The organism is Micromonospora sediminicola, assembly GCF_900089585.1.
Classification (GTDB): Bacteria; Actinomycetota; Actinomycetes; order Mycobacteriales; family Micromonosporaceae; genus Micromonospora; species Micromonospora sediminicola.
Genome location: NZ_FLRH01000003.1, coordinates 3,154,925 through 3,173,857, shown reverse-complemented (window position 1 = coordinate 3,173,857; position 18,933 = coordinate 3,154,925). Strand labels below are relative to the sequence as shown.

16 protein-coding genes are annotated in these 18,933 nt (G+C 75.4%); 2 read left to right on the top strand and 14 right to left on the bottom strand.

Translation table 11 applies throughout. The annotated features are described in order from the left end of the window. The first annotated feature begins 56 nt into the window (after window positions 1–56). Window positions 57–1,220: a low temperature requirement protein A gene (locus GA0070622_RS15165; RefSeq protein WP_091573891.1), complete on the top strand. Its 1,164-nt coding sequence runs from the start codon at window positions 57–59 to the stop codon at window positions 1,218–1,220. Window positions 1,221–1,226: 6 nt separating this feature from the next. Here GA0070622_RS15165 and GA0070622_RS15160 read toward each other — a convergent pair whose 3' ends face one another. From GA0070622_RS15160 to GA0070622_RS15135, 6 genes are all read right to left on the bottom strand, one after another. Further along, window positions 1,227–2,048: an ABC-2 transporter permease gene (locus GA0070622_RS15160; RefSeq protein WP_091573890.1), complete on the bottom strand. Its 822-nt coding sequence runs from the start codon at window positions 2,046–2,048 to the stop codon at window positions 1,227–1,229. Beyond that, window positions 2,045–2,965: an ABC transporter ATP-binding protein gene (locus GA0070622_RS15155; RefSeq protein WP_091573889.1), complete on the bottom strand. Its 921-nt coding sequence runs from the start codon at window positions 2,963–2,965 to the stop codon at window positions 2,045–2,047. The genes GA0070622_RS15160 and GA0070622_RS15155 overlap by 4 nt, the downstream gene beginning before the upstream one ends. A gap of 91 nt (window positions 2,966–3,056) precedes the next feature. Further along, complete coding sequence (locus GA0070622_RS15150) at window positions 3,057–3,734, bottom strand: response regulator (RefSeq protein WP_091573888.1); 678 nt, start codon at window positions 3,732–3,734, stop codon at window positions 3,057–3,059. Continuing rightward, window positions 3,731–4,912 carry a sensor histidine kinase gene (locus GA0070622_RS15145; RefSeq protein WP_091577434.1) on the bottom strand — a complete coding sequence of 394 codons (1,182 nt, stop codon included), beginning with the start codon at window positions 4,910–4,912 and terminating at the stop codon, window positions 3,731–3,733. Before GA0070622_RS15145 ends, GA0070622_RS15150 begins: the two co-directional genes overlap by 4 nt. Window positions 4,913–4,993: 81 nt before the next feature. Then, on the bottom strand, window positions 4,994–5,344 hold the full coding sequence (locus GA0070622_RS15140; protein ID WP_091573887.1) for a DUF190 domain-containing protein: 351 nt from the start codon (window positions 5,342–5,344) through the stop codon (window positions 4,994–4,996). Then, a complete protein-coding gene (locus GA0070622_RS15135) occupies window positions 5,341–9,582 on the bottom strand; it encodes a putative inorganic carbon transporter subunit DabA (RefSeq protein WP_091573886.1) in 4,242 nt (1,413 codons plus the stop codon). The genes GA0070622_RS15140 and GA0070622_RS15135 overlap by 4 nt, the downstream gene beginning before the upstream one ends. Window positions 9,583–9,673: 91 nt before the next feature. Here GA0070622_RS15135 and GA0070622_RS15130 point away from each other — a divergent pair, with 91 nt between their 5' ends. Next, window positions 9,674–10,216: a carbonic anhydrase gene (locus GA0070622_RS15130; RefSeq protein ID WP_091573885.1), complete on the top strand. Its 543-nt coding sequence runs from the start codon at window positions 9,674–9,676 to the stop codon at window positions 10,214–10,216. 14 nt (window positions 10,217–10,230) lie between these two features. On the opposite strand, the gene GA0070622_RS15125 is transcribed toward GA0070622_RS15130, so the two are convergent. From GA0070622_RS15125 to GA0070622_RS15090, 8 genes are all read right to left on the bottom strand, one after another. Then, the gene (locus GA0070622_RS15125) at window positions 10,231–11,076 is read right to left on the bottom strand and encodes a DUF6671 family protein (protein WP_091573884.1); all 846 of its coding nucleotides are present in this window, start codon (window positions 11,074–11,076) and stop codon (window positions 10,231–10,233) included. A gap of 45 nt (window positions 11,077–11,121) precedes the next feature. Then, window positions 11,122–12,297 (bottom strand): M20/M25/M40 family metallo-hydrolase, encoded by a 1,176-nt coding sequence (locus tag GA0070622_RS15120; RefSeq protein ID WP_091573883.1) that lies wholly within the window; start codon window positions 12,295–12,297, stop codon window positions 11,122–11,124. Then, the gene (locus tag GA0070622_RS15115) at window positions 12,297–13,058 is read right to left on the bottom strand and encodes an amino acid ABC transporter ATP-binding protein (protein WP_281186998.1); all 762 of its coding nucleotides are present in this window, start codon (window positions 13,056–13,058) and stop codon (window positions 12,297–12,299) included. Before GA0070622_RS15115 ends, GA0070622_RS15120 begins: the two co-directional genes overlap by 1 nt. After that, window positions 13,055–13,912 carry an amino acid ABC transporter permease gene (locus GA0070622_RS15110; protein WP_091573881.1) on the bottom strand — a complete coding sequence of 286 codons (858 nt, stop codon included), beginning with the start codon at window positions 13,910–13,912 and terminating at the stop codon, window positions 13,055–13,057. Before GA0070622_RS15110 ends, GA0070622_RS15115 begins: the two co-directional genes overlap by 4 nt. Before the next feature lie 113 nt (window positions 13,913–14,025). Then, window positions 14,026–14,967 carry a transporter substrate-binding domain-containing protein gene (locus tag GA0070622_RS15105; RefSeq protein WP_091573880.1) on the bottom strand — a complete coding sequence of 314 codons (942 nt, stop codon included), beginning with the start codon at window positions 14,965–14,967 and terminating at the stop codon, window positions 14,026–14,028. Between the two features lie 92 nt (window positions 14,968–15,059). Further along, complete coding sequence (locus tag GA0070622_RS15100; protein WP_091573879.1) at window positions 15,060–15,938, bottom strand: MurR/RpiR family transcriptional regulator; 879 nt, start codon at window positions 15,936–15,938, stop codon at window positions 15,060–15,062. 100 nt (window positions 15,939–16,038) lie between these two features. Further along, on the bottom strand, window positions 16,039–17,466 hold the full coding sequence (locus GA0070622_RS15095) for a hypothetical protein (RefSeq protein ID WP_091573878.1): 1,428 nt from the start codon (window positions 17,464–17,466) through the stop codon (window positions 16,039–16,041). A 132-nt stretch (window positions 17,467–17,598) separates the two neighbouring features. Further along, the gene (locus GA0070622_RS15090) at window positions 17,599–18,861 is read right to left on the bottom strand and encodes a cyanophycinase (protein WP_091573877.1); all 1,263 of its coding nucleotides are present in this window, start codon (window positions 18,859–18,861) and stop codon (window positions 17,599–17,601) included. Window positions 18,862–18,933 lie beyond the last annotated feature (72 nt).

Here is an 18,933-nt window from a genome sequence, read left to right as displayed (position 1 = left end):
CCCCCGAGACGGATGGTACGACTGGTGCGACGGGCCGGGTGATCGGAAGGGACGGGATGCCGGGGCAGCTGTTGCGGCCACGCGAGGCCTCCCGCCGGGCGTCGTTCCTGGAGCTCTTCTTCGACCTGGCCTTCATCCTCGCGCTGAACCGGGTCTCCCTGGCCCTGGAGCAGGACCTCACCCTGGGCGGGGTGTTCCGGACCGCCCTGCTGCTGGCGGCCATCTGGTGGGTGTGGTTCGTGACCGCCTGGTCGACGGACTGGTTCGACCCGGGCACGCCGCTGATCATCGGGCTGCTGCTCTGGGTCATGTTCGGCGGGTTGATGATGGCGGCCGCCGCGCCGAGCGCGTACTCCGGGCACGGGCTGGTGTTCGCCGGCGCCTACGTGGCGATCCACCTGGGCCGACCGGCGTTCCTGCTGCCGGCGCTGCGCGGCAACCCGCTGCGGGTGCGGACGCTGCGGGTCGCGGTCTGGTTCGCGCTCTCCGCGGTGCTGTGGCTGACCGGCGCGCTGGTCGAGCCGGCCCAGGTCGCGCTCTGGACCGTGGCGGTGGTCCTGGACCTCTCCCTGGCCCGGCTGCGCTGGCCGACGCCCGGGCTGGGCCGCAGCAGTTGGGCGGATCTCCAGGTGATCGGCGAGCACCTGGCGGAGCGCTACCAGCAGATCTACATCATCGCGCTGGGCGAGCTGATCCTGACCGCCGGGATCGTCTACAGCACCAGCGGCTTCGACCTCTACCGCACGATCGCGTTCGCGCTGGCGTTCGTCAACGCGGTCAGCGTGGGCCGGCTCTACCTGGTGCCCGGCGGCGTACGACTCGGCGCGGCGATCGACGCGCTGGGCCCGTCCGGCAGCCGGCTCGGTCTGCTGGCCGGCTACCTGCACCTGGTGATGGTGGCCGGGGTGGTGGCCGCCGCGGTCGGCGCCCAGGTCATGATCGCCGAGCCGCTGTCCCGGGACCCGGCCGCGCTGATGGTGGCACTCAGTGGCCCCGCGCTGTTCCTGGTCGGCTGGATCCTGCTCTCGGCGGCGGTCCACCACCGGGTGTCCTGGCACCGGCCGGTCGGGCTGGCCGCGATCGTGGCGCTGGCCGCCGTCGGTCGGGGCCTGCCGCTGCTGGTCGGCTCCGCGCTGCTCAGCGTGCTGCTCATCCTGATCGCGCACGCGGAGAAGCTGACGCCGGCCCGGACCGGCGGCACCGGCCGCCGGCCCGGGTGACCCGACTCAGGCGTCGCGCCCGAGCAGCCTGGTCAGGGCGGCGCCGACGAGGGCGAGCAGCCAGCCGACGAACACGGCCGCGCCGGCCTGCGGGGAGAGCAGGTTCGGGTCGCCGCCGAGGCTCATGAACGCCTGCCCGGCGTTCGACGGCAGGTACGGGGAGATCGTCTCCGACCAGCTCTCCGGCAGCAGGGACACCACCCCGGGCACGACCAGCAGCAACGCGACCACGCTGGTCAGCGCGCCGGCGGTGGTACGCAGGAGCGAGCCCAGCGCCGCGCCGAGCACGCCGATCCCGGCGAGGTACGCGGCCGTGCCCAGCACCGCTCGCAGCACCCCGTCGTCGCCGAGGGCGATGCCCTTGTCCCCCAGGACGGCCTGTCCGCCGAGGAAGGTGAGCAGCACCGTGGGCAGCAGCACGGCGAGCGACACGCCGGCCAGGACGGTGATCTTGGCGGTGAGCACGGGCCAGCGCCGGGGCACCGCGGCCAGGGAGGTGCGGATCATGCCGGTGGCGTACTCCCCGGCGGTCAGCAGCACGCCGAGCGTGGCGATCAGCAGTTGGGCGAGGTTGACGCCGCCGAGGCTGGCACCGAGCGGGTCGAGGGACGAGGGCCCGCCGGGTGGCGCCGGGGTGCCCGGTTCGATGGTGGCGTCGGCCAGGAACGCCGAGAAGCCGAGCCCGAGGGCGGCGAACACCACGAGGGTGGCGGCCAGAAGAATCAACGAGGAACGCAGCGAGCGGAACTTGATCCACTCCGCGCGGACCACGCGCGGGCCGGTGATCCGGGCGTCGGTCGGGACGGCGGTGGGCGCGGTGGTGGTCATCGGGTCTCTCCTGCGGTGGCGCCGGCGTACTCGACGGCGTCGCGGGTCATGGTCATGAAGGCCTCCTCCAGGGACGCCTCGGTGGCGGTCAGCTCGTGCAGGGTCAGCCCCGCCGCCGCGGCCCGGTCACCGATCACCTCGCGTCGCAGACCGCTGACCTCCAGCAGGCCCGGCTCACCACCGGTGATGGTGACGTCCGGTCCGGCCAGCAGGTCGCGCAGCGCGGCGGCCTGGGGCGAGCGCACCCGCACCGTGGTGCGCGACGCCCGGCGGGTGAACTCGGCGAGGGACACGTCGGCGAGCAGCCGACCCCGGCCGACCACGATCAGGTGGTCGGCGGTCTGCGCCATCTCGCTCATCAGGTGCGAGGAGACGAACACCGTGCGGCCCTCGGCAGCGAGGCCCCGCAGCAGGCCGCGGATCCAGCGGATGCCGTCCGGGTCCAGGCCGTTGACCGGCTCGTCGAGCATCACCACGGCGGGGTCACCGAGCAGCGCGGCGGCGATGCCGAGCCGCTGGCCCATGCCGAGGGAGAACCCACCGGCCCGCTTGCCGGCCACCTCCCGCAGGCCGACCAGGTCGATCACCTCGTCGACCCGGCGGCGGCCGATGCCGTGGGTGGCGCCCAGCGCGAGCAGGTGGTCGCGGGCGGAGCGGCCGGTGTGCACCGCCTTCGCCTCCAGCAGGGCGCCGATCTGGCGCAGCGGGTCCCGGTGGTCGGCGTACCGGCGGCCGTTGACCCGCACGGTGCCGCCGGTCGGCGCGTCGAGGCCGAGGATCATGCGCATGGTGGTGGACTTGCCGGCGCCGTTGGGACCGAGGAATCCGGTCACCACGCCCGGCGCGACGGTGAAGGTCAGGGAGTCGACGGCGAGCCGGTCGCCGTAGCGCTTGCTGAGGTCGCGGGCTTCGATCATGTGCTCAACCCTGGCCCGCGTACCCCGGCCGCCGCGTCGGCCGGGCGCGGACACCCGCGCGTACCGCGGTCGCGGTATCCGGGCGGTCCGGCTACCGCGCCGGCGGGTCGGCCCGGACCAGCCCGCTCTGGTAGGCGATCACCACGAGCTGGGCCCGGTCCCGGGCGTCGAGCTTGGCCATCGCCCGGTTGACGTGGGTCTTCGCGGTCAGCGGGGACACCACCAGCCGCTGGGCGATCTGCTCGTTGCTCAGCCCGGCGGCGACCAGCGCCACCACCTCGCGTTCCCGTTCGGTGAGCACCCGCAGTCGTTCCGGGGTGGCCCGGGGCTCCGGGTCGGGCTGGGCCAGGAACCGGGCGATCAGCCCACGGGTCGCCTTCGGCGACAGCAGCGCCTCCCCGGCGGCGACGGTGCGGATCGCGTCGAGCAGCTCGACCGGCTCCACGCCCTTGCCGAGGAAGCCGCTGGCGCCGGCCCGCAGCGCCTCGAAGACGTACTCGTCGACCTCGAACGTGGTCAGGATGAGCACCCGCACGCCGGCCAGGTCCTCGTCGGCGGTGATCTGCCGGGTGGCGGCCAGGCCGTCGAGGTCGGGCATCCGGATGTCCATCAGCACCACGTCGGCCCGGGTGGCCCGGGCCTGGACGACCGCTTCCCGGCCGGTGGCCGCCTCGCCCACCACGGACAGGTCCGGCGCCGAGTCGATCAGCGCGCGGAAGCCGGCGCGGATGAGCGTCTGGTCGTCGGCGAGCAGGACCCGGACGGTCATGTCACCTCCTGGGGGATCGGGGCGGGCAGCTCCGCGCGGACCACGAAGCCACCCTCCGGGCGGGGACCGGCGTGGAACGCGCCGCCGACCGCCTCGGCCCGCTCCCGCATCCCGAGCAGGCCGAGACCGGTTCCGGAGTCACCCGGACCGCCCGGTCCCGGCCCGTCGTCGCGGATCTCCACGGCGATCGCGGTGTCGGTGTAGCGGACCTCGACCGTGACGGTGGCGTCGGGCGCGTGCCGGTGCGCGTTGGTCAGCGACTCCTGGACGATCCGGTAGGCCGCCACGTCCACCGCGCCGGGCAGCGGGCGGGGGCGGCCGGACAGGATCCACCGGACCGGCTGGCCGGCGGCGAAACCGTCGACGAGGGCGTCGAGCCGGGCCAGTCCGGGCGCCGGCTCGGTCGGTGCCTCCGGCTCCCCGCGGCGCAGCAGGCCGAGCAGGACGGCCAACTCGTCCAGCACGGTGCGCGCGGCGGACCGGACGTGCCCGAGCGCCTCCTCGGCCGCGTCCGGCCGGTCGCGCAGCAGGTGTCCGGCCACGCCGGCCTGCACGTTGATCAGCGCGATGTGGTGCGCCACCACGTCGTGCAGCTCCCGGGCGATGCGCAGCCGCTCCTCGGCCACCCGCCGGCGCGCCTCCTCCTCCCGGGTCCGCTCGGCCCGCCGCGCCCGTTCCTCCAGCACGGCCACGTACGCCCGCCGGCTGCGCACCGCGTCGCCGGCGGCCACCGCGACGCCGAACCAGAGCAGGAGGACCACGACCGCCGGGTCGAGCCAGCCCACGCCCAGCGCGACGACCGCCGAGCCGCCGAGGACCAGACCGCTGGCCGCGCCGGCCGCCACGGCGGTCCGCCGGTCGGTGCGGGTGGCCACGGTGTAGGCGGCCACCGCCACGGTCAGCACGAACGGCCCCCGCGCCTGCTGGGCGAGCAACGAGGTGGCCGCCGCGACGGTCACCACGGCGAGCACCGGCAGCGGGAACCGGCGTCGGAGGACGAGCGCGGCGCAGCCGGCCGCCGCGAGCAGCACCGCGCCGGCGGTCAACGGGTCCCGGGGTGGCCCTCCGGGCGGGTTCACCGGAAGCAGGCTGACCGTGAAGAGCACCGCGGCCAGCAGCGCGTCGGCCACGGTCGGATGCTCCCGGGCCACCCGACGCCACCGGGCGAGGCGTCCCATGCCGTCACCGTACGCCACGGGTGGCGGCGGGGCGGGGTCGCCGGCGGTCCCCGCCCCGCCCTCGACGCGACTGTCTCCCCGTCAGGTCACCGGGCCCGCCGCTCGATCGGCACCGAAGTACTCGGGCCGGCTCACCCAGGCGTCGCTGACGAACATGACGCCGGGCCGGTGGGCCAGGATGTCCCGCAGGCCGGTGACGACCGGCTCGGCCCGGTCGGGCGGCAGCACGGCGATCACCATGACGAGTCCGGCGCGGTCGTTGAAGAGCAGCCGACCCTCGTGGGTGCCGTGGTGGCCGAAGCCGGAGACGCCGCTGAGGCTGGTCCAGCCGCTCACGCCGGAGGCGTGCAGCAGCGTCCGGACGGCGTCGGCGTCGTCGGCGCGGGTGACGACCTCCACCTTGACCATGCGGGTCAGTCCGAGCTCGTTCATGCGCTGTACTCCTTCTCTGGGTCGGGGGCCGGGAGCGGCGGGGTGCGCCGGGACCCGCCCGGCTCACTCCAGTCGCCGGTACGGGGGTCGACGACGGTCAGGGACATCCAGCCGCCGTCGACCAGCTGGCGCAGGCCCGGGTTGCGGCCGAGCACGGTGTCGACGAGGTGGTGCGGGGCGTGGACCACGGCGAGCAGGCGCAGCGGGTCGTGCGCCGGCCGTGTCCCGTCGCCGACGGACTGCAGCGGCAGCCCGACGCGCAGGTCGCCACCGGATCCGGAGAGGACGCCGAGGGCGTCGCCGAGGACGGTGTGCACGGTCTTGGTGCCCGCGCCGAGGCGGTGCGGGTCCACCGTGGAGAAGTAGTACTGGAGATTGATCCAGGCCGCGACGACGAGCGGACCCGTCATGATCGTCTCCAGCGCGACCGCGTCCGGGTCGGCGGTCCAGTCGTAGGAGTGCAGGAACGTGCGGCAGCCGAGGTCGGTCCCCGCGGTCAGCGAGCGCGGCGCGGCGATGAACGCGGCGTTGCCCGCCAGCGCCCACTCCGGCCGCACCTGGGCCCAGTCCGACGCGCGCCGGGGCAGGTGGCGGGGGCCCGGCCGGCCGGGCAGCCGGGTGGCCCGTTCCGCGCGCAGCCCCGCTCCCGCCTCGGCGAGTCGGTGGGTCAGGTCGTCGACGTGCGGGCGCAGCCGGGCGGGGACGGCGTCGACGTCGAACAGGCGAACGTCGTCGGTGACGGTGTCGTGCTCGCCGGCCAGGACGTGGGTGTCGGCGGGCAGGTGGATCCCCCGGGCGACCAGCGCCTCGCGGACCTCGGGCCGGTTGAGCAGCGTGGCGACCAGCCGGGCGCTGACCCCGCCCCGGTTGCCGCCGCAGGCGCCGCAGTCGAGCGCTGCGGCGTAGGGGTTGTTGGTGCTGGTCGCCCCGTGCCCGCAGAGCAGCACCAGCGGGGCGAAGTCGGCCGTCAGCCCGACCGTGCGCAGCGTCGCCTCCGCGTAGTAGACCTGCTCGTCGAGGGTCAGGGCGGCGTCGAGGTCGGCCACCGTCGGCGCGGTGTCGTCGGCGGCCGGGGCGAAGCGGCCCGGCGCGACGGCGCGTACCGCCAGGGCGGCGGTGGCGAGCACGCCGGCGACCTCCACGAAGGCGAACGCGCCGACCGGGTCGGCCTTGGCCGAGGCGAACGCCCGACGCCACGCCTGCCGGGCCCGCCGGCGGCTCACCCGCCTGGCGTCGGCGGTCTCCGCGACGGTGGCCACCGGCCGCATGAGCACCGGGCAGCGGTCCCGGCCCCGACCGGCGTCGGCCGCCGCGGTGCGCACGGGCAGGCCGAAGAACCCGGCGAAGCCGTACGTGTCCACCGGCCCGGCCGCCTCCAGGTGCCGGCGCAGGCCCTCGCTGCGCACGTCGATGCAGAACACCGCCTGGGCGTGCGCGGTGGCGCGGGCGGCGCGGCGCGGGCGCGGCCGAGCCCCGTGGTCGAGCCGGTCCCGCAGTCGGCGCCGGTACGCGTGTTCCGCGGCGGCGAGCCACACCTCGGCCTGCCGCGCCGGGGACAGCTCCACCACCACGTCGCGCAGCACGGACACCGTCTCCTCGGGTAGTGACGCCAGGGTCGGCGCGTCGACGCCGAGCGCCGCGACCAGCCGGGCGACGGCCGCCGGCTCGTCCGCGCCCGGCGCCCCGGCGGTCGACGCGTTCCCCGCGGCCCTGACGGTCGGCACCGGCCCGGCGACGGCGCCGGTCGGCGTCGTCGCGGCGGTCACCGCGTCGACCGTCGGCGGGAGCCCGAGGCGGCGGTGGGCGACGTTGCCGGCCAGCACCAGCTCGTAGCTGAGCCGCACCGCGAGCAGGTCCAGCGGGGTCAGGTCCGGCCGCTCACCCGGGCGGGTCTGCGACCAGCGGGCGTAGCCGGCCCAGCCGGGCAGCCGGAGCAGGGACCGGGACAGGTAGGCCGACCAGTTCGCGGGCGCCACCCCGAGAGCACGCAGGAGCGCGGCGACGGCCCGGTCGGGCGCGGCCGGCAGCGCGTCGACGAGCGCGCGCAGGCCACCGACGCCCTCGGGTCCCGGGTGCCGGTCGGCGCCGGCCATCCGCCGCCAGCGCGTCCAGCAGCTCTCGTCGGCCGCGCCGGGCACCGGCCAGCGGGCGGCCGGGCGGCCGCAGTGCGCCGCGCACCAGCCGGCCACCAGCTCGTCGACGTCCGCGCCGATCCGGGTGCCCAGGATCCGGTCGAGCAGTTCGGCGACGGTGAGCGGGGCCGGGTCGTCCGGGACGGCGGGCTGGTGCCCGGCGAGCCGGCGTCGCGCCACGGCGAGCAGGTCGGGCGGCGGCGGCGGTCCGTCGTGCACCGGGTGGGACAGCGTGGCGACCCGGAGGTCCTCGGTCGTGATCGACCGCCCGCCGAGCGTGACCGGTTCCGAGGTCGCCGGGGGGAGCACGGCGGTCAGGTCGGCCGGCTCGATCTCGCCGTCGCGCAGCCGCCGCCGGTACTCGGCGGCCGGCAGGTGGGTCCGCGCGCCGCCGAGCGACCGCAGCTCGGCGGCGGCCCGCGCGAACGGCACCCGCTCCCGGCCGGCGAGCGGGTTCACCGCGACGAACGTGTCCAGCGGCCAGACCGCGGCGACGTGGTCGCCGGCGGCGGCGAGCGCGGCGACGACCCGGGCGGCGTCCGACCGGTCGGACACGTCGCGGCGGCGCACCGCGGTCACGGCCCAGGCGGTCGGCTCCCCCGCCGCCGGGCCGGCGGACCGGCGCCACCACGCGCCGACGGCGCCGTCGCGCCAGGCCCACCACCACAGCGCGGCGCGGTGCCGGCGCAGCAGGACCGTCCCGGCGACGGCCGCCACGGCCAGCGTGGCCGCCGCGACGCCCACCCCGGCGTCCGTCACCGAGGTCGGCAGGCCCAGCCACCGGGCGACGGCCCGCCCGGCGACCAGGTAGCCGCCGGCCAGCGCGCCCGTCGCGAGGGTGATCGCGACAGCGGCCCGCGCCGGCACCTCGCGGTCGGCGAGGGCCGACCGCACCGCGGCCAGCGCGGCGGCGCCGGCCAGGGCGGCGCTGAGCAGGCCGCTCGGGCTGGCGCCGAGTGCCAGCTCGGTGAGCGCCACGGCGGCGAGCACCGCCGCGCCGGCCAGCATCACGGTCCGGGTCCGGGGCGGGTCGACCGGTCGGGGCGCGGCCGCGGCCCGCGCCTGGGCCTGGAGCGCGCCGCCGGCGGACAGGAACGCGTACGCCTTGTAGACGGCGTGCCCGACCAGGTGCACGGCGGCCAGGCCGAACGCGCCGAGACCGCACTGCGCGAGCATGAACCCCATCTGCGCGACGGTGGACCGGGCGAGGGCGCCCTTGACGTCGGTGCGCACCGCGGCGAACACCGACCCGGACACCGCGGTCACGAGCCCGACCAGCACCATCGCCGGCATCAGACCGGGCGCGGCGACCACCACGGGCGCCAGCGTGATCATCAGGAAGCCGGCGACGTTGACCATGCCCGCGTGCAGGAAGGCGGAGACCGGGGTCGGTGCGTCCAGTGTGGACGGCAGCCAGCGGTGCGCCGGCATCTGGGCCGAGCGCACCGCGCCGGCCACCAGCAGCAGCCCGCCGGCGACGACCAGGAGCCAACCGGGCCGGTCGCCGGCGGCCGCCCGGACCGCGTCGAGGTCCGCGTCGCCGGCCGGGACGGCCAGCAGCCCCAGCCCGGCGACCAGGGCCACGTCACCGAGCAGGAACACCGTCCGGGTACGGCGCACCGCCGCCCGTACCCGGGGCTGGTCCCGGTAGTGGCCGGTGAGCCCGATCAGCAGGTGCCCGGCGGCGAGCCAGCCGACGGCCAGTTGCACGAGGCTGGGCGCGGTGGCCATCACCAGGGTCGCCGCCGTGGCGGCCGCGACCCGGGCCTGCAACCCGCGGGCGCCCGGCTCGCCGTCGAGATAGCGGCGCGCGTAGCCGGCGACGACGGCGGCCAGCCCGCAGACCAGCAGCGCGAACAGCGCGGTGAACCGGTCGATCCGGATCCCGACGGAGAACGCCGGCCCGGGTGGGTCGAGCCGGAGCAGGAGCGCCGGAACCACCGGGTCGTACGCGACCCGGGTCAGCAGCGCGGCGGCCGCGACGGCGGTGAGACCCAGCAGCGCCCCCACCACCCGGGCGGCTCGACGGGGGTCGGGTACCGCCAGCGCGCACAGCGCCGCCGATGCGGGCCCGGCGAGGACTCCCAGAACCAGTGCGACGGACATCGCCACCTCCTCAGACATCCGCACTGTATTACACGATTTAGAATTCGTGTATCGTGAGACGCACGACAGCGGCTCGGCACGAGGAGGAGCGATGGACGCGACCGGATCTCCGCGCCAGGGGTGGCAGACCAGCCCGAGCTTCGCCCTCGCCCGGCTGCGCGCCGGGCACCACCGCTTCCGGGTGGGCGGCGCGCCCGTCCTACCGGGCGGCCCGGACCCGGTGGCCGCGATCCTCTCGTGTGCCGACCCGCAACCCGAGGCCGTCACCGTGTTCGGCGGCACCGACGTCTACGCCGTCCGCACCGCCGGCCTGGAGGTCGGCCCGGCCGCGCTGGGCAGCCTGGAGTACGCGGTCACGCACCTCGGCGCGCCGCTGCTGGTCGTGCTGGGCCACGCCGCCTGCTCCCTGCCGCGGGGCAGCGGACCGGACCGGGTGCGCGCCACCCTCGCCGCGCTGCGCCGCCGGTCCCCGCTGCTCGACCAGGCCGTCCGATCCGGCCGCTGCGGCCTCCACGGCATGGTCTGGCACGACGCGGACCGGCTCCTCAACGAGGTGCGACCGGCCCTGTCACCGCCGGCCCGGCGGGTCTGCCGCCTGCGCCCGCCGAACCGCGCGTCGACGCGGTCGCCCTGAGCCCGGCGGCGCCGTCAGGGGTTGCACGCCGGGCACGATCCGGGGTCGGCGGCGCCCGCCACCGGGCGGGACGAGCGGTACGGACACCGGCCGCAGCCCGAGATCAGCGACGCGTCCCGCGGGGTCGGTGTGCCGCAGTCGCGGCAGGGCAGCCCCGGTTCGGCGCCGACCGGGCCGAACCCGGGCGCCGCACAGGCGGGACAGGGTGCGGCGAGACGCCGGGCCAGTCGCCGACCGGCAGCGGCGATGACCCGCATCCGGGTCGGGTTGACGTGGGCCCGCAGGTCCGCGCCGAGCACGGCGGTGCCGTCGTCGGAGTCGACGGCGGCCCGCCGGACGGCCGCGAGCACGTCGGCGAGCCGACGCAGGCCCTTGACCGGCCGACCGGGCCCGGTCGCGGGCCGGACGACGACCGCGTGGTGCGGGAACCCGACCCGGCGCAGGAACGCGAGCACGGCGGCCCGGTCCCGCCCGTCGGTGATCACCTGGCCGTGGTTGGTCTCGACGCTCAGGGCGCTCTCCACCACGGTCAGGCCCGACCGGTCGTCGACCAGCGCCACGTACTCCACGTCGGCGGGTGTCCAGGGGGCCGCCGGATGCGGGCCGAACGCCCCTTCGCTGGCCAGCCCGACCAGGGATCCGGTGGCGGCCATCCCGAGCCGGGCCTTGCGCACCACGGTCTCCCGCGCCGACCCGACCCGCCGCACCTCGCCGGTGAACGTGCCGAGGGCGTCGGTGTCCACCGACGCCACCCGCACGCTCATCCCGAGCCGGCGACGCAGCAGCGGACGCAGCGCCCACTGCTTGCCGTGCATGGTCGCCAGGCAGGCCACCACGCCCCGGAACGGTGACGGCTCCACGCCACCGATCCTACCCAGGACAGGAAGTAGAATTCCGGAATCCGGCTACATGCCGATGCGGTCCCCCGCTCCGATCGCGTCGATCAGGCCGGCCAGCAGCGCCACCCGGGGCACCACCGAGTCGAGGTCGAGCCACTCCCCCGGGCTGTGGTCGGCGCCGCCGATCGGGCCGAGCCCGTCGAGCACGGCGGCACCGGCCTCGGCCAGCAGGTTCGCGTCCGCGCAGCCGCCGGTCGCGGTGTGCGAGACCGGTACGCCGAGCCCCGCGCCCACCTTCGCCGCCAGCTCGGCCAGCCGGCGCCCGGCCGGCCCCGGCTCCCACGGCGGGGTGGGCGCGTGCACGGTCAGGTCGGCGTGCACACCGGACACCACCGGCTCGGCGACCAGCCGACGGATCTCGGCCAGCGCCGCCTCGTACTCGCCGGTGCGCCAGGCGCGCAGGTCGACCAGCATCCGGGCCCGGTCGGCGACCACGTTGGGCCGGCCGCCCGCCTCCAGCGCGCCCACGTTCACCGTCACCCCGGGCCAACGGCCGTTGAGCTGGTCCAACGCGATGGTCAGCCGGGCTGCGGCGAGCAGCGCGTTGGCACCCCGCTCCGGCTCGATGCCGGCGTGCGCGGCCCGCCCGCGCAGCGTCACCGCGAGGTCGGCGACGCCCTTGCGGGCCGACACCAGGTCGCCGTTGTCGCGGGCGCACTCCAGGCAGAGCGCCACATCGGCCTCGGCCCCGAGGGTACGCAGCAGCGGCCGGCTGCCGACCGAACCGATCTCCTCGTCGGGCGTGCAGACCAGCACCAGCTCGCCGTACCGGTGGCGGTCCAGCGCGGCGAGCACCTCGACGGCGGCCAGCCCGGCGAGCACGCCGCCCTTGTCGTCGCTGACCCCCGGGCCGTACGCCCGGCCGTCCTGCACCCGGAAGGGGCGCGCGGCGGCCGTGCCGGGCGGGAAGACGGTGTCCAGGTGGCCGGCGAGCAGGATCCGCCGGGTCCCCGCGCCACGGCGGCGGGCGATCAGCACGTCCCCGAGTGCCTGGCCGGCGGCGTCGGCGACCGGCACCCGCTCGACGGCCAGCCCGGCGCCGAGGCACCAGCCCTGCACCAGGTCACCGACCTCCCGCAGCCCGTCGACCTGGCCGGAGCCGGAGTCGACGGCGACCAGCCGGGCGAGCCGGTCGTGGTACGCGGACAGCCGGTCGCCGGCCGCGCCGAGCAGCGGATCCATCAGAGCACCTTGTCGAGGAAGGCGCGGGTGCGCTCGTGCCGGGGGCGGCCGAGCACCTCGTCCGGTGGGCCGACCTCGACCACCACGCCCTCGTCGAGGAACGCGACCTGGTCGGCCACCTCGCGGGCGAAGCCCATCTCGTGGGTCACCACCACCATGGTCATGCCGTCGGCGGCGAGGCCCTTCATCACGTCCAGCACCTCCCCGACCAGCTCCGGGTCGAGCGCCGAGGTGGGCTCGTCGAAGAGCATCAGCTTCGGGCGCATGGCCAGCGCCCGGGCGATCGCCACCCGCTGCTGCTGCCCGCCGGAGAGCTGGCCCGGGTAGTGGTGCGCGCGGTCGGCCAGGCCGACGCGGTCGAGCAGCCGCAGCGCCTCCTCGCGGGCGCGCCCGCGCGGGGTCCGCAGCACCCGCACCGGCGCCTCGGTCACGTTGCCGAGCGCGGTGAGGTGCGGAAAGAGGTTGAACCGCTGGAAGACCATGCCGATGTCGCGGCGTCGCACGGCCACCTCGCGGGCCTTCAGCTCGTGCAGCCGGTCGCCGTGGCGGCGGTAGCCGACCAGTTCGCCGTCGACCGCGAGCTGGCCGCCGTCGATGCGCTCGAGGTGGTTGACGCAGCGCAGGAACGTGGACTTGCCGGAGCCGGACGGGCCGAGCAGGCAGGCCACCTCGCCGGGGGCCACGGTCAGGTCGATGCCCCTGAGCACCTCGACCGGGCCGAACCGCTTGGTGACACCCTCGGCACGGACCATCGCCGTCATCGCACGCCTCCCCGGGCGAAGCCGCGGCCGAACCGGCGCTCCACCAGCCACTGGCCGGCGGAGAGGAGGCTGACCAGGGCGAGGTACCAGATCGCCGCCACCACGAGCAGCGGGATCACCTTGTAGTTGTTCTGGTAGACGCTCTGCACGGCGGTCATCAGGTCCCGCCCGGCGATGATCGACACCAGCGCGGTGGACTTGAGCATGGTGATGGTCTCGTTGCCCATCGGCGGGATGATCACGCGCATGGCCTGGGGCAGCACCACCCGGCGCAGGGTGAGCGTGGGGCCCATGCCGAGGGCGGCGGCGGCCTCGGTCTGGCCGCCGTCGACGGCCAGGATGCCGCCGCGGATCACCTCGGCGGCGTACGCCATCTCGTTGAGCGACAGCGCGAGCACGGCGGCGACGGTGCCGGTGACCACCACGCTGGTGGGCCGGTCGAACAGGACGGTGCCGGTGAACGGCACGGTCACTGTGAGCCGGGGGAAGAGCGCGCCGAGGAAGCCGAAGAAGATGATCTGCACCAGCAGCGGGGTGCCGCGGAAGACCCAGATGAACGTCCAGGACACGCCGCGCAGCACCGGGTTGTCCGACAGCCGCAGCACGGCCAGCAGGATGCCGCCGGCGGTGCCGAGGACCATGGCGAGCAGGGTCAGCCAGAGCGTGGTGAGCACGCCGTCGAGCACGTAGTCCTGGAACAGGTAGTGGGCGACCGTGCCGGGTTCGAGGTTGGGGCTGCTCAGCAGCGCCCGCAGGAACAGGGCGGCCAGGCCGGCCACGACCAGCGCGGTCAGCCAGCGGCCGTAGTGACGGACGGGAACGACCCGTACCGCCGGGGTGTCGGGGGTGGTCATCGCGGGGGTGCCTCCGGCAGGGGGTGCGGCGGTCGCCGGGCGCCTCCGGGCCCGCCCTCACGGAATCAGAGGGCGCCCGGCGACCGCGGATCGGGGGGCGGTGGTCCGCCGGGTCAGTCGATGGCCTGGTCGATCGTGGCCTTCTCGACGGCGATCGGGGTCTGCTTCCAGTGGGCCAGGATCTTGCCGTAGGTGCCGTCGTCGATGAGCGACTGCACGGCGGCCCGGTACGCCTCGGCGAGGTCCTTCTGGGCCTTGAGGAAGCCGAAGCCGTTCGGGCTGGCCAGCCAGCCGTTGGGCGAGGACGGGTCGTCGACCAGCTCGGCCTTGCCGGCGAGCGCGCCGGCGGTGTCCACCAGGTTCACCCGGGTGGCGGCGACGACCTGCACGTTGCCGGCGATCAGCGCCTGCACCGCCTGCGGGTTCTCCGGGTACTCCTTGACCTGCAACGGCCGGCCGGCGCAGCTCTCCTTGGCGTACGTGGCCAGGTTCTTCGCCTGGTTGCTGGCCTTCTGCACGGCGACCGTGCGGCCGCAGAGGTCGGCCACCGTCTTCACGCCGAGCGGGTTGCCGGCGGCGACCAGGAAGCCGGTGCCGGAGGCGGAGTAGTCGACGAACGTGGCGACCTGCTGGCGTTCCTTCTTGTCGGTGATGCCGCCGGCGATCGCGTCGTACTTCGCGGCCTGCAGGCCGGGCACCAGACCGTCGAACGGCTGCTGGGTGAAGGTGGCCTTCAGGCCGAGCCGCGCCGAGGCGGCCTGGAACAGGTCGTGGTCGAGGCCGACGAACTCGTCGGTGCGGCCCTCGACCTTGAAGTCGATGAACGGCTGGTAGGGGGCGTTGGTGGCGACCGTGACGCCGCCTCGGCCGCGCACGTCGGCGGGGACCTTGGCGGCGAGGGCCTTGTCGGTCTCGACGGCGCCGACGCCGTCGATGGTGACCGAGACGGGTGTGATCTCGTCGGTGGAGCCACCGGCCGAGGAGGAGCCGCAGGCGGCGGTGGCGGCGAGCAGCGCCGAGGTCACGCCGAGCAGGGCAAGGGAACGGATGCGCATGGGGAGTCCTTCCGGGGGCCGGAACAGCCAGCCCCCGGACTGTAACTCACGTTACGATCTCGGTGTGGTTACAGTTTTCTGTAACGTACGTTTCAGCGGACGCCGAACGCCTGCTGCGCCCCCTCCATCGCCTTGAGGCGGGCGCCGGCCACCGGGCCGAGTCGGTCGATCAGCGCCGCGACCAGCGTCTCCACCAGCGCCAGCGTGGGCACGAAGCTGTCGTAGGGCGAGGGCGAGTCGACCCGGCTGGGCAGCACCACCTCGGCCAGACCGGCCACCGGCGAGAGCCACCGGTCGGTGAACAGCACCACCCGGGCGCCCCGGCCGGTCACCTCCCGGGCCAGGGCCAGGGTCGACTCCTCGTACCGCCGGAAGTCGAAGAGCACCACCAGGTCCCGTTTGCCGACGTCCACCAGCATGTCGGCCCGCTCCACCGGGCCGGCGGGCAGCAGCCGACTGTTGCCCCGCACCTGCATCAGGTGCAGCACCAGGTAGTTGGCGAACAGCGCGGAGAACCGGCCACCGGCCGCGGTGACCCGGTACTGCTGGTCGGCGAAGAGGCGCACGGCCGCGTCCAGCTCACCCTGCGGAAGGTCGGCCAGCGTGCCGCCCACCGCCTCGGGCAGCGCCGCGGCGGCCCGGGACAGCGCCCCGCGCGGCGGCGCCCCGCTGCGCTCGGTCGCCCGGTAGGCAATCAGCGGCGAGGTCTCCCGCTCGGCCAGTTCGTCGCGCAGCGCCCGCTGGAACTCCGGGTAACCACCGAAGCCCAGCCGGGACAGGAAACGCAACACCGTCGGCGCGCTCACCTCGGCCCGCTCGGCCAGCGCCGCGACCGTGCCCAGGCCGGCGGACGGATAGGAGGCGAGCAGGGCGCGGGCCACCCGGCGTTCGGCCGGGCTGCACTCACCGAGCCGCTGGCGGATCAGCGCCGCGACCCCCACGGCCTGGGTCTCGTCATCGGGGTTCGACACGAGCAGAGCGTAGCGGCCCGCCGCGTCGCTCCCGGCGACGGCGGCGGGTCCGCGGGCGGGGCGTCGCCGCCCGCCCGCGGACCCTTCGGGGGGTGCCGGGTCAGGACTTCGCGACCACGCAGGCGTAGTCGGCCGTGCCGGAGCCGGCGTACGCCTCCAGGTCGAGGTGGTAGGTGGCCGAGCCGGACGCGGTCCGGGTCAGGGTGACCGACTCGTCCGCCCCGGCGCCGTCGTTCACCGAGCGGGTCAGCGTGCTCCCGCTCGCGCTGAGCAGGTAGAGGTCGGCGTCGTACGCGGTCGGCACCGCGCAGTTCACGGTCAGCGTCTGTCCACTGCCGAGCGTGAGGGAGAAGTAGTCCCGGTCGGAGGTGCTCTTCATGTCCCCGGTCACGGTGGCCGGGAAGGTCAGCCCGGAGATGTCGTTCGCGGCCGTACGGGAGTCGTTCGGCTCCGCCTCGGCGAACGTGGAACCGCCCGACGGCGGCGGGGTGGTCGAGCAGTCGGTGACCGGCGTGCCGCTGTAGAGACTGGCGTCCGGCACCCCGGCGCGGACGCTGCGCAGGTAGTAGCCGCAGGTGGGCCGGTTGGCGAAGTCGTAGCTCTGCCCGTTGGTCAGTTTCCAGATCTTGAAATTGGTGTAGGTGAGCGGCTGACCGGAGACGGCCACCTCGGGCTGGTGGTCGCCGAGCACGACGTAGGCGCTCGGGCCGCTGAGCGTCGCCCGGCCGGCGCGGTCGAGGTAGAGCGACGCGCCCTCCTCGACCCCGACGCCCCACGCCTTGCCGCCGGGCACCAGCCCGTCCTTGACCGCGCGGGCCACGAACGCCATGGTCCGTCCCATCCGGTCGCGGGTGACGAAGTGCGAGTCGTTGATCGTGCCGGCGTAGTTCGGCCAGCGGAACATGCCGGTGGTGAACGTCAGCGACCGGTCGTACGGGTTGGCCAGCGCGCCCGAGGAGGTGGCGCTGGCGGCGCAGGCGTCGTAGACCACGTCGCTGTTGACGTGGTGCCCGGCGCTGCCGCCGCCCACGCCGCCGCCCTTGGCCACCACCGACTCGACCGACGCCTCCAGCGCGGTGCCCTTCCAGGCCACGTAGCGGCACTGGTCGCCGCCGGCGAAGTAGACGAACTCGGCGTTGCGGACGTCGGTGTTGACCTGGCTGTTGTTGCCGTCGTTGGCCGCGGTGAGAGTGAGCGTGGTGCACGAGTTGACGCCGGCCAACGGGGTGATCACGTCGCACTCCGGGGTGCCGGAGCCGGAGCCGGCGATCACCACCACGTCGATCGCGCCGGTGCCGCCACGGATGGCGTCGACCGCCTTCGTCATGGTGGCGGTGACGATGCCGCCGGAACCGTTCATGGTGTACGCCGGGCCGGACCAGCTCGCCCGGCTGGCGTCGGTGGCGCTGCCCTGGCGTACCCGGGTGACCTGGGCGTGGGCGGCGGTGACGCCGAGCGGGGCGACGGTGAGCAGCGCGGCGGCGGCGGCCGTCACGGCGAGTCGACGGGAGTTGCGGGAAGGGGACATGGGCACCTCCGAGGGGCCACGAAGCGATGAAACAGAAGTTACATCCATTAAGTTCACTGCTCAATACGTAACTTCTGTTACATCTTCGTGACGGCGGCGCCGGGCGTCCGGCCCGGCGCCGCCGCGCCCACGTCAGGCCGGTCGGATGCCGACCACCACGTCGGTGAACGTGGTCGCCGTCGTGCCCCGGAAGGCCGCGAACCCGGAGCCTCGGGTCAACCGCGCCGCCCACTGCGGGTCCTTCTCGTACGACGTGCCGCCGACCGCCACGCAGCCGGTGCGGGCGGCGAGCCCCTCCTCGACCAGGCCGACCATGGCGTAGTCGTAGAAGACGTCCTCCGACGGGGTCGCCGTGCACGGTCCCACCGCCGGCCGCACGCGCGGCTTGCCGGCAGCCGGCACCACGGTCCAGCGCGACGCGAGGTAGGCGTCGCCGGCGGTGAGCCGGCTCCACCGCACGCCCTCGATCCCCCACACTCCACCGTGGTCGGTCACCCGGGCCCGGCGCAGGTCGAGGACGCTGACCCCGCGCTGGCCGAGCACCCGCAGCGCGGTACGGCGACCACCCACGCCGGTCACCTCCAGCGCGGTGTTCTCGTCCAGCCCGAAGACCCGGGTGTGCCGGGTGTCCGAGGCGAGCCGGATCGAGCGCGCCTCCCGCCCGCGACGGGAGAAGTGGGTGTCCACGAGCCCGGCGGTGAAGAACCCGAACCCGCCCCGGGGCAGGTAGCCGAGCACCGCCGGGTCGTCGAAGTAGCCCGGCTTCGCACCGTCGCGCAGCCCCGGCTCGGTCGAACCACCGGTGATCATGTCGCGTCCGGCCATGATCTGCGCGCCGGCGCTGGTGCCGGCGACCACCGCGCCACCGCGCAGCTTGCGCCGGACGGCGGCCAGCGCGGCGCTGTCCCGCTGCGCCGTCCCCCGCGTCATGGTGGTGACGTAGCGGTACTGGTCGCCGCCGCCGAAGAAGAAGCCGGTCATCGACTCGATCTGCCGCACCACCGCCGGGTCGTCGGCGGCGGCCGGGTGGTCCAGGTCGATCGGGATCCACTGCGCGTCGGCCACCCCGTAGGACCGGAACAGGTCGGCGTAGTAGTCACCGTTGCAGACGCTGTTGTTGCAGTCCGGGGTGCCGGCGTCGGGGTCCTCGGCCGGCACCGGGGCGCCGGCGGTGACGATGCCGATCCGGGCCCGGCCGGGGCCGCCGGCCAGCCGGACGATGTCCTCGTAGATCTCCCGGTTGTCGTCGGCCAGCGCGCCGCCGACCAGCACCAGGCTGCCGCCGGCGCGGTGGTGGGAGGGGGTGGCCGAGGCCGGGACGGCGGCGACCGGCAGGCTGAGAGTGACCGCCGCACAGGTGCCGACCCCGAGGGTCAGCAGGCGGTTCCAGGGCATGAGTGCTCCTCACGGGTCGTGAGGGCGAGCCGGGACCGAGCGTACGGCAGCCGGCCCGGCCGGACAATGCGC

Excerpts from the sequence above, each read along its gene's own strand:
- GA0070622_RS15165 (WP_091573891.1), top strand. The coding sequence starts at position 57 with ATGCCGGGGCAGCTGTTGCGGCCACGCGAGGCCTCCCGCCGGGCGTCG.
- GA0070622_RS15160 (WP_091573890.1), bottom strand. The coding sequence starts at position 2,048 with ATGACCACCACCGCGCCCACCGCCGTCCCGACCGACGCCCGGATCACC.
- GA0070622_RS15155 (WP_091573889.1), bottom strand. The coding sequence starts at position 2,965 with ATGATCGAAGCCCGCGACCTCAGCAAGCGCTACGGCGACCGGCTCGCC.
- GA0070622_RS15150 (WP_091573888.1), bottom strand. The coding sequence starts at position 3,734 with ATGACCGTCCGGGTCCTGCTCGCCGACGACCAGACGCTCATCCGCGCC.
- GA0070622_RS15145 (WP_091577434.1), bottom strand. The coding sequence starts at position 4,912 with ATGGGACGCCTCGCCCGGTGGCGTCGGGTGGCCCGGGAGCATCCGACC.
- GA0070622_RS15140 (WP_091573887.1), bottom strand. The coding sequence starts at position 5,344 with ATGAACGAGCTCGGACTGACCCGCATGGTCAAGGTGGAGGTCGTCACC.
- GA0070622_RS15135 (WP_091573886.1), bottom strand. The coding sequence starts at position 9,582 with ATGTCCGTCGCACTGGTTCTGGGAGTCCTCGCCGGGCCCGCATCGGCG.
- GA0070622_RS15130 (WP_091573885.1), top strand. The coding sequence starts at position 9,674 with ATGGACGCGACCGGATCTCCGCGCCAGGGGTGGCAGACCAGCCCGAGC.
- GA0070622_RS15120 (WP_091573883.1), bottom strand. The coding sequence starts at position 12,297 with ATGGATCCGCTGCTCGGCGCGGCCGGCGACCGGCTGTCCGCGTACCAC.
- GA0070622_RS15115 (WP_281186998.1), bottom strand. The coding sequence starts at position 13,058 with ATGACGGCGATGGTCCGTGCCGAGGGTGTCACCAAGCGGTTCGGCCCG.
- GA0070622_RS15110 (WP_091573881.1), bottom strand. The coding sequence starts at position 13,912 with ATGACCACCCCCGACACCCCGGCGGTACGGGTCGTTCCCGTCCGTCAC.
- GA0070622_RS15105 (WP_091573880.1), bottom strand. The coding sequence starts at position 14,967 with ATGCGCATCCGTTCCCTTGCCCTGCTCGGCGTGACCTCGGCGCTGCTC.
- GA0070622_RS15095 (WP_091573878.1), bottom strand. The coding sequence starts at position 17,466 with ATGTCCCCTTCCCGCAACTCCCGTCGACTCGCCGTGACGGCCGCCGCC.
- GA0070622_RS15090 (WP_091573877.1), bottom strand. The coding sequence starts at position 18,861 with ATGCCCTGGAACCGCCTGCTGACCCTCGGGGTCGGCACCTGTGCGGCG.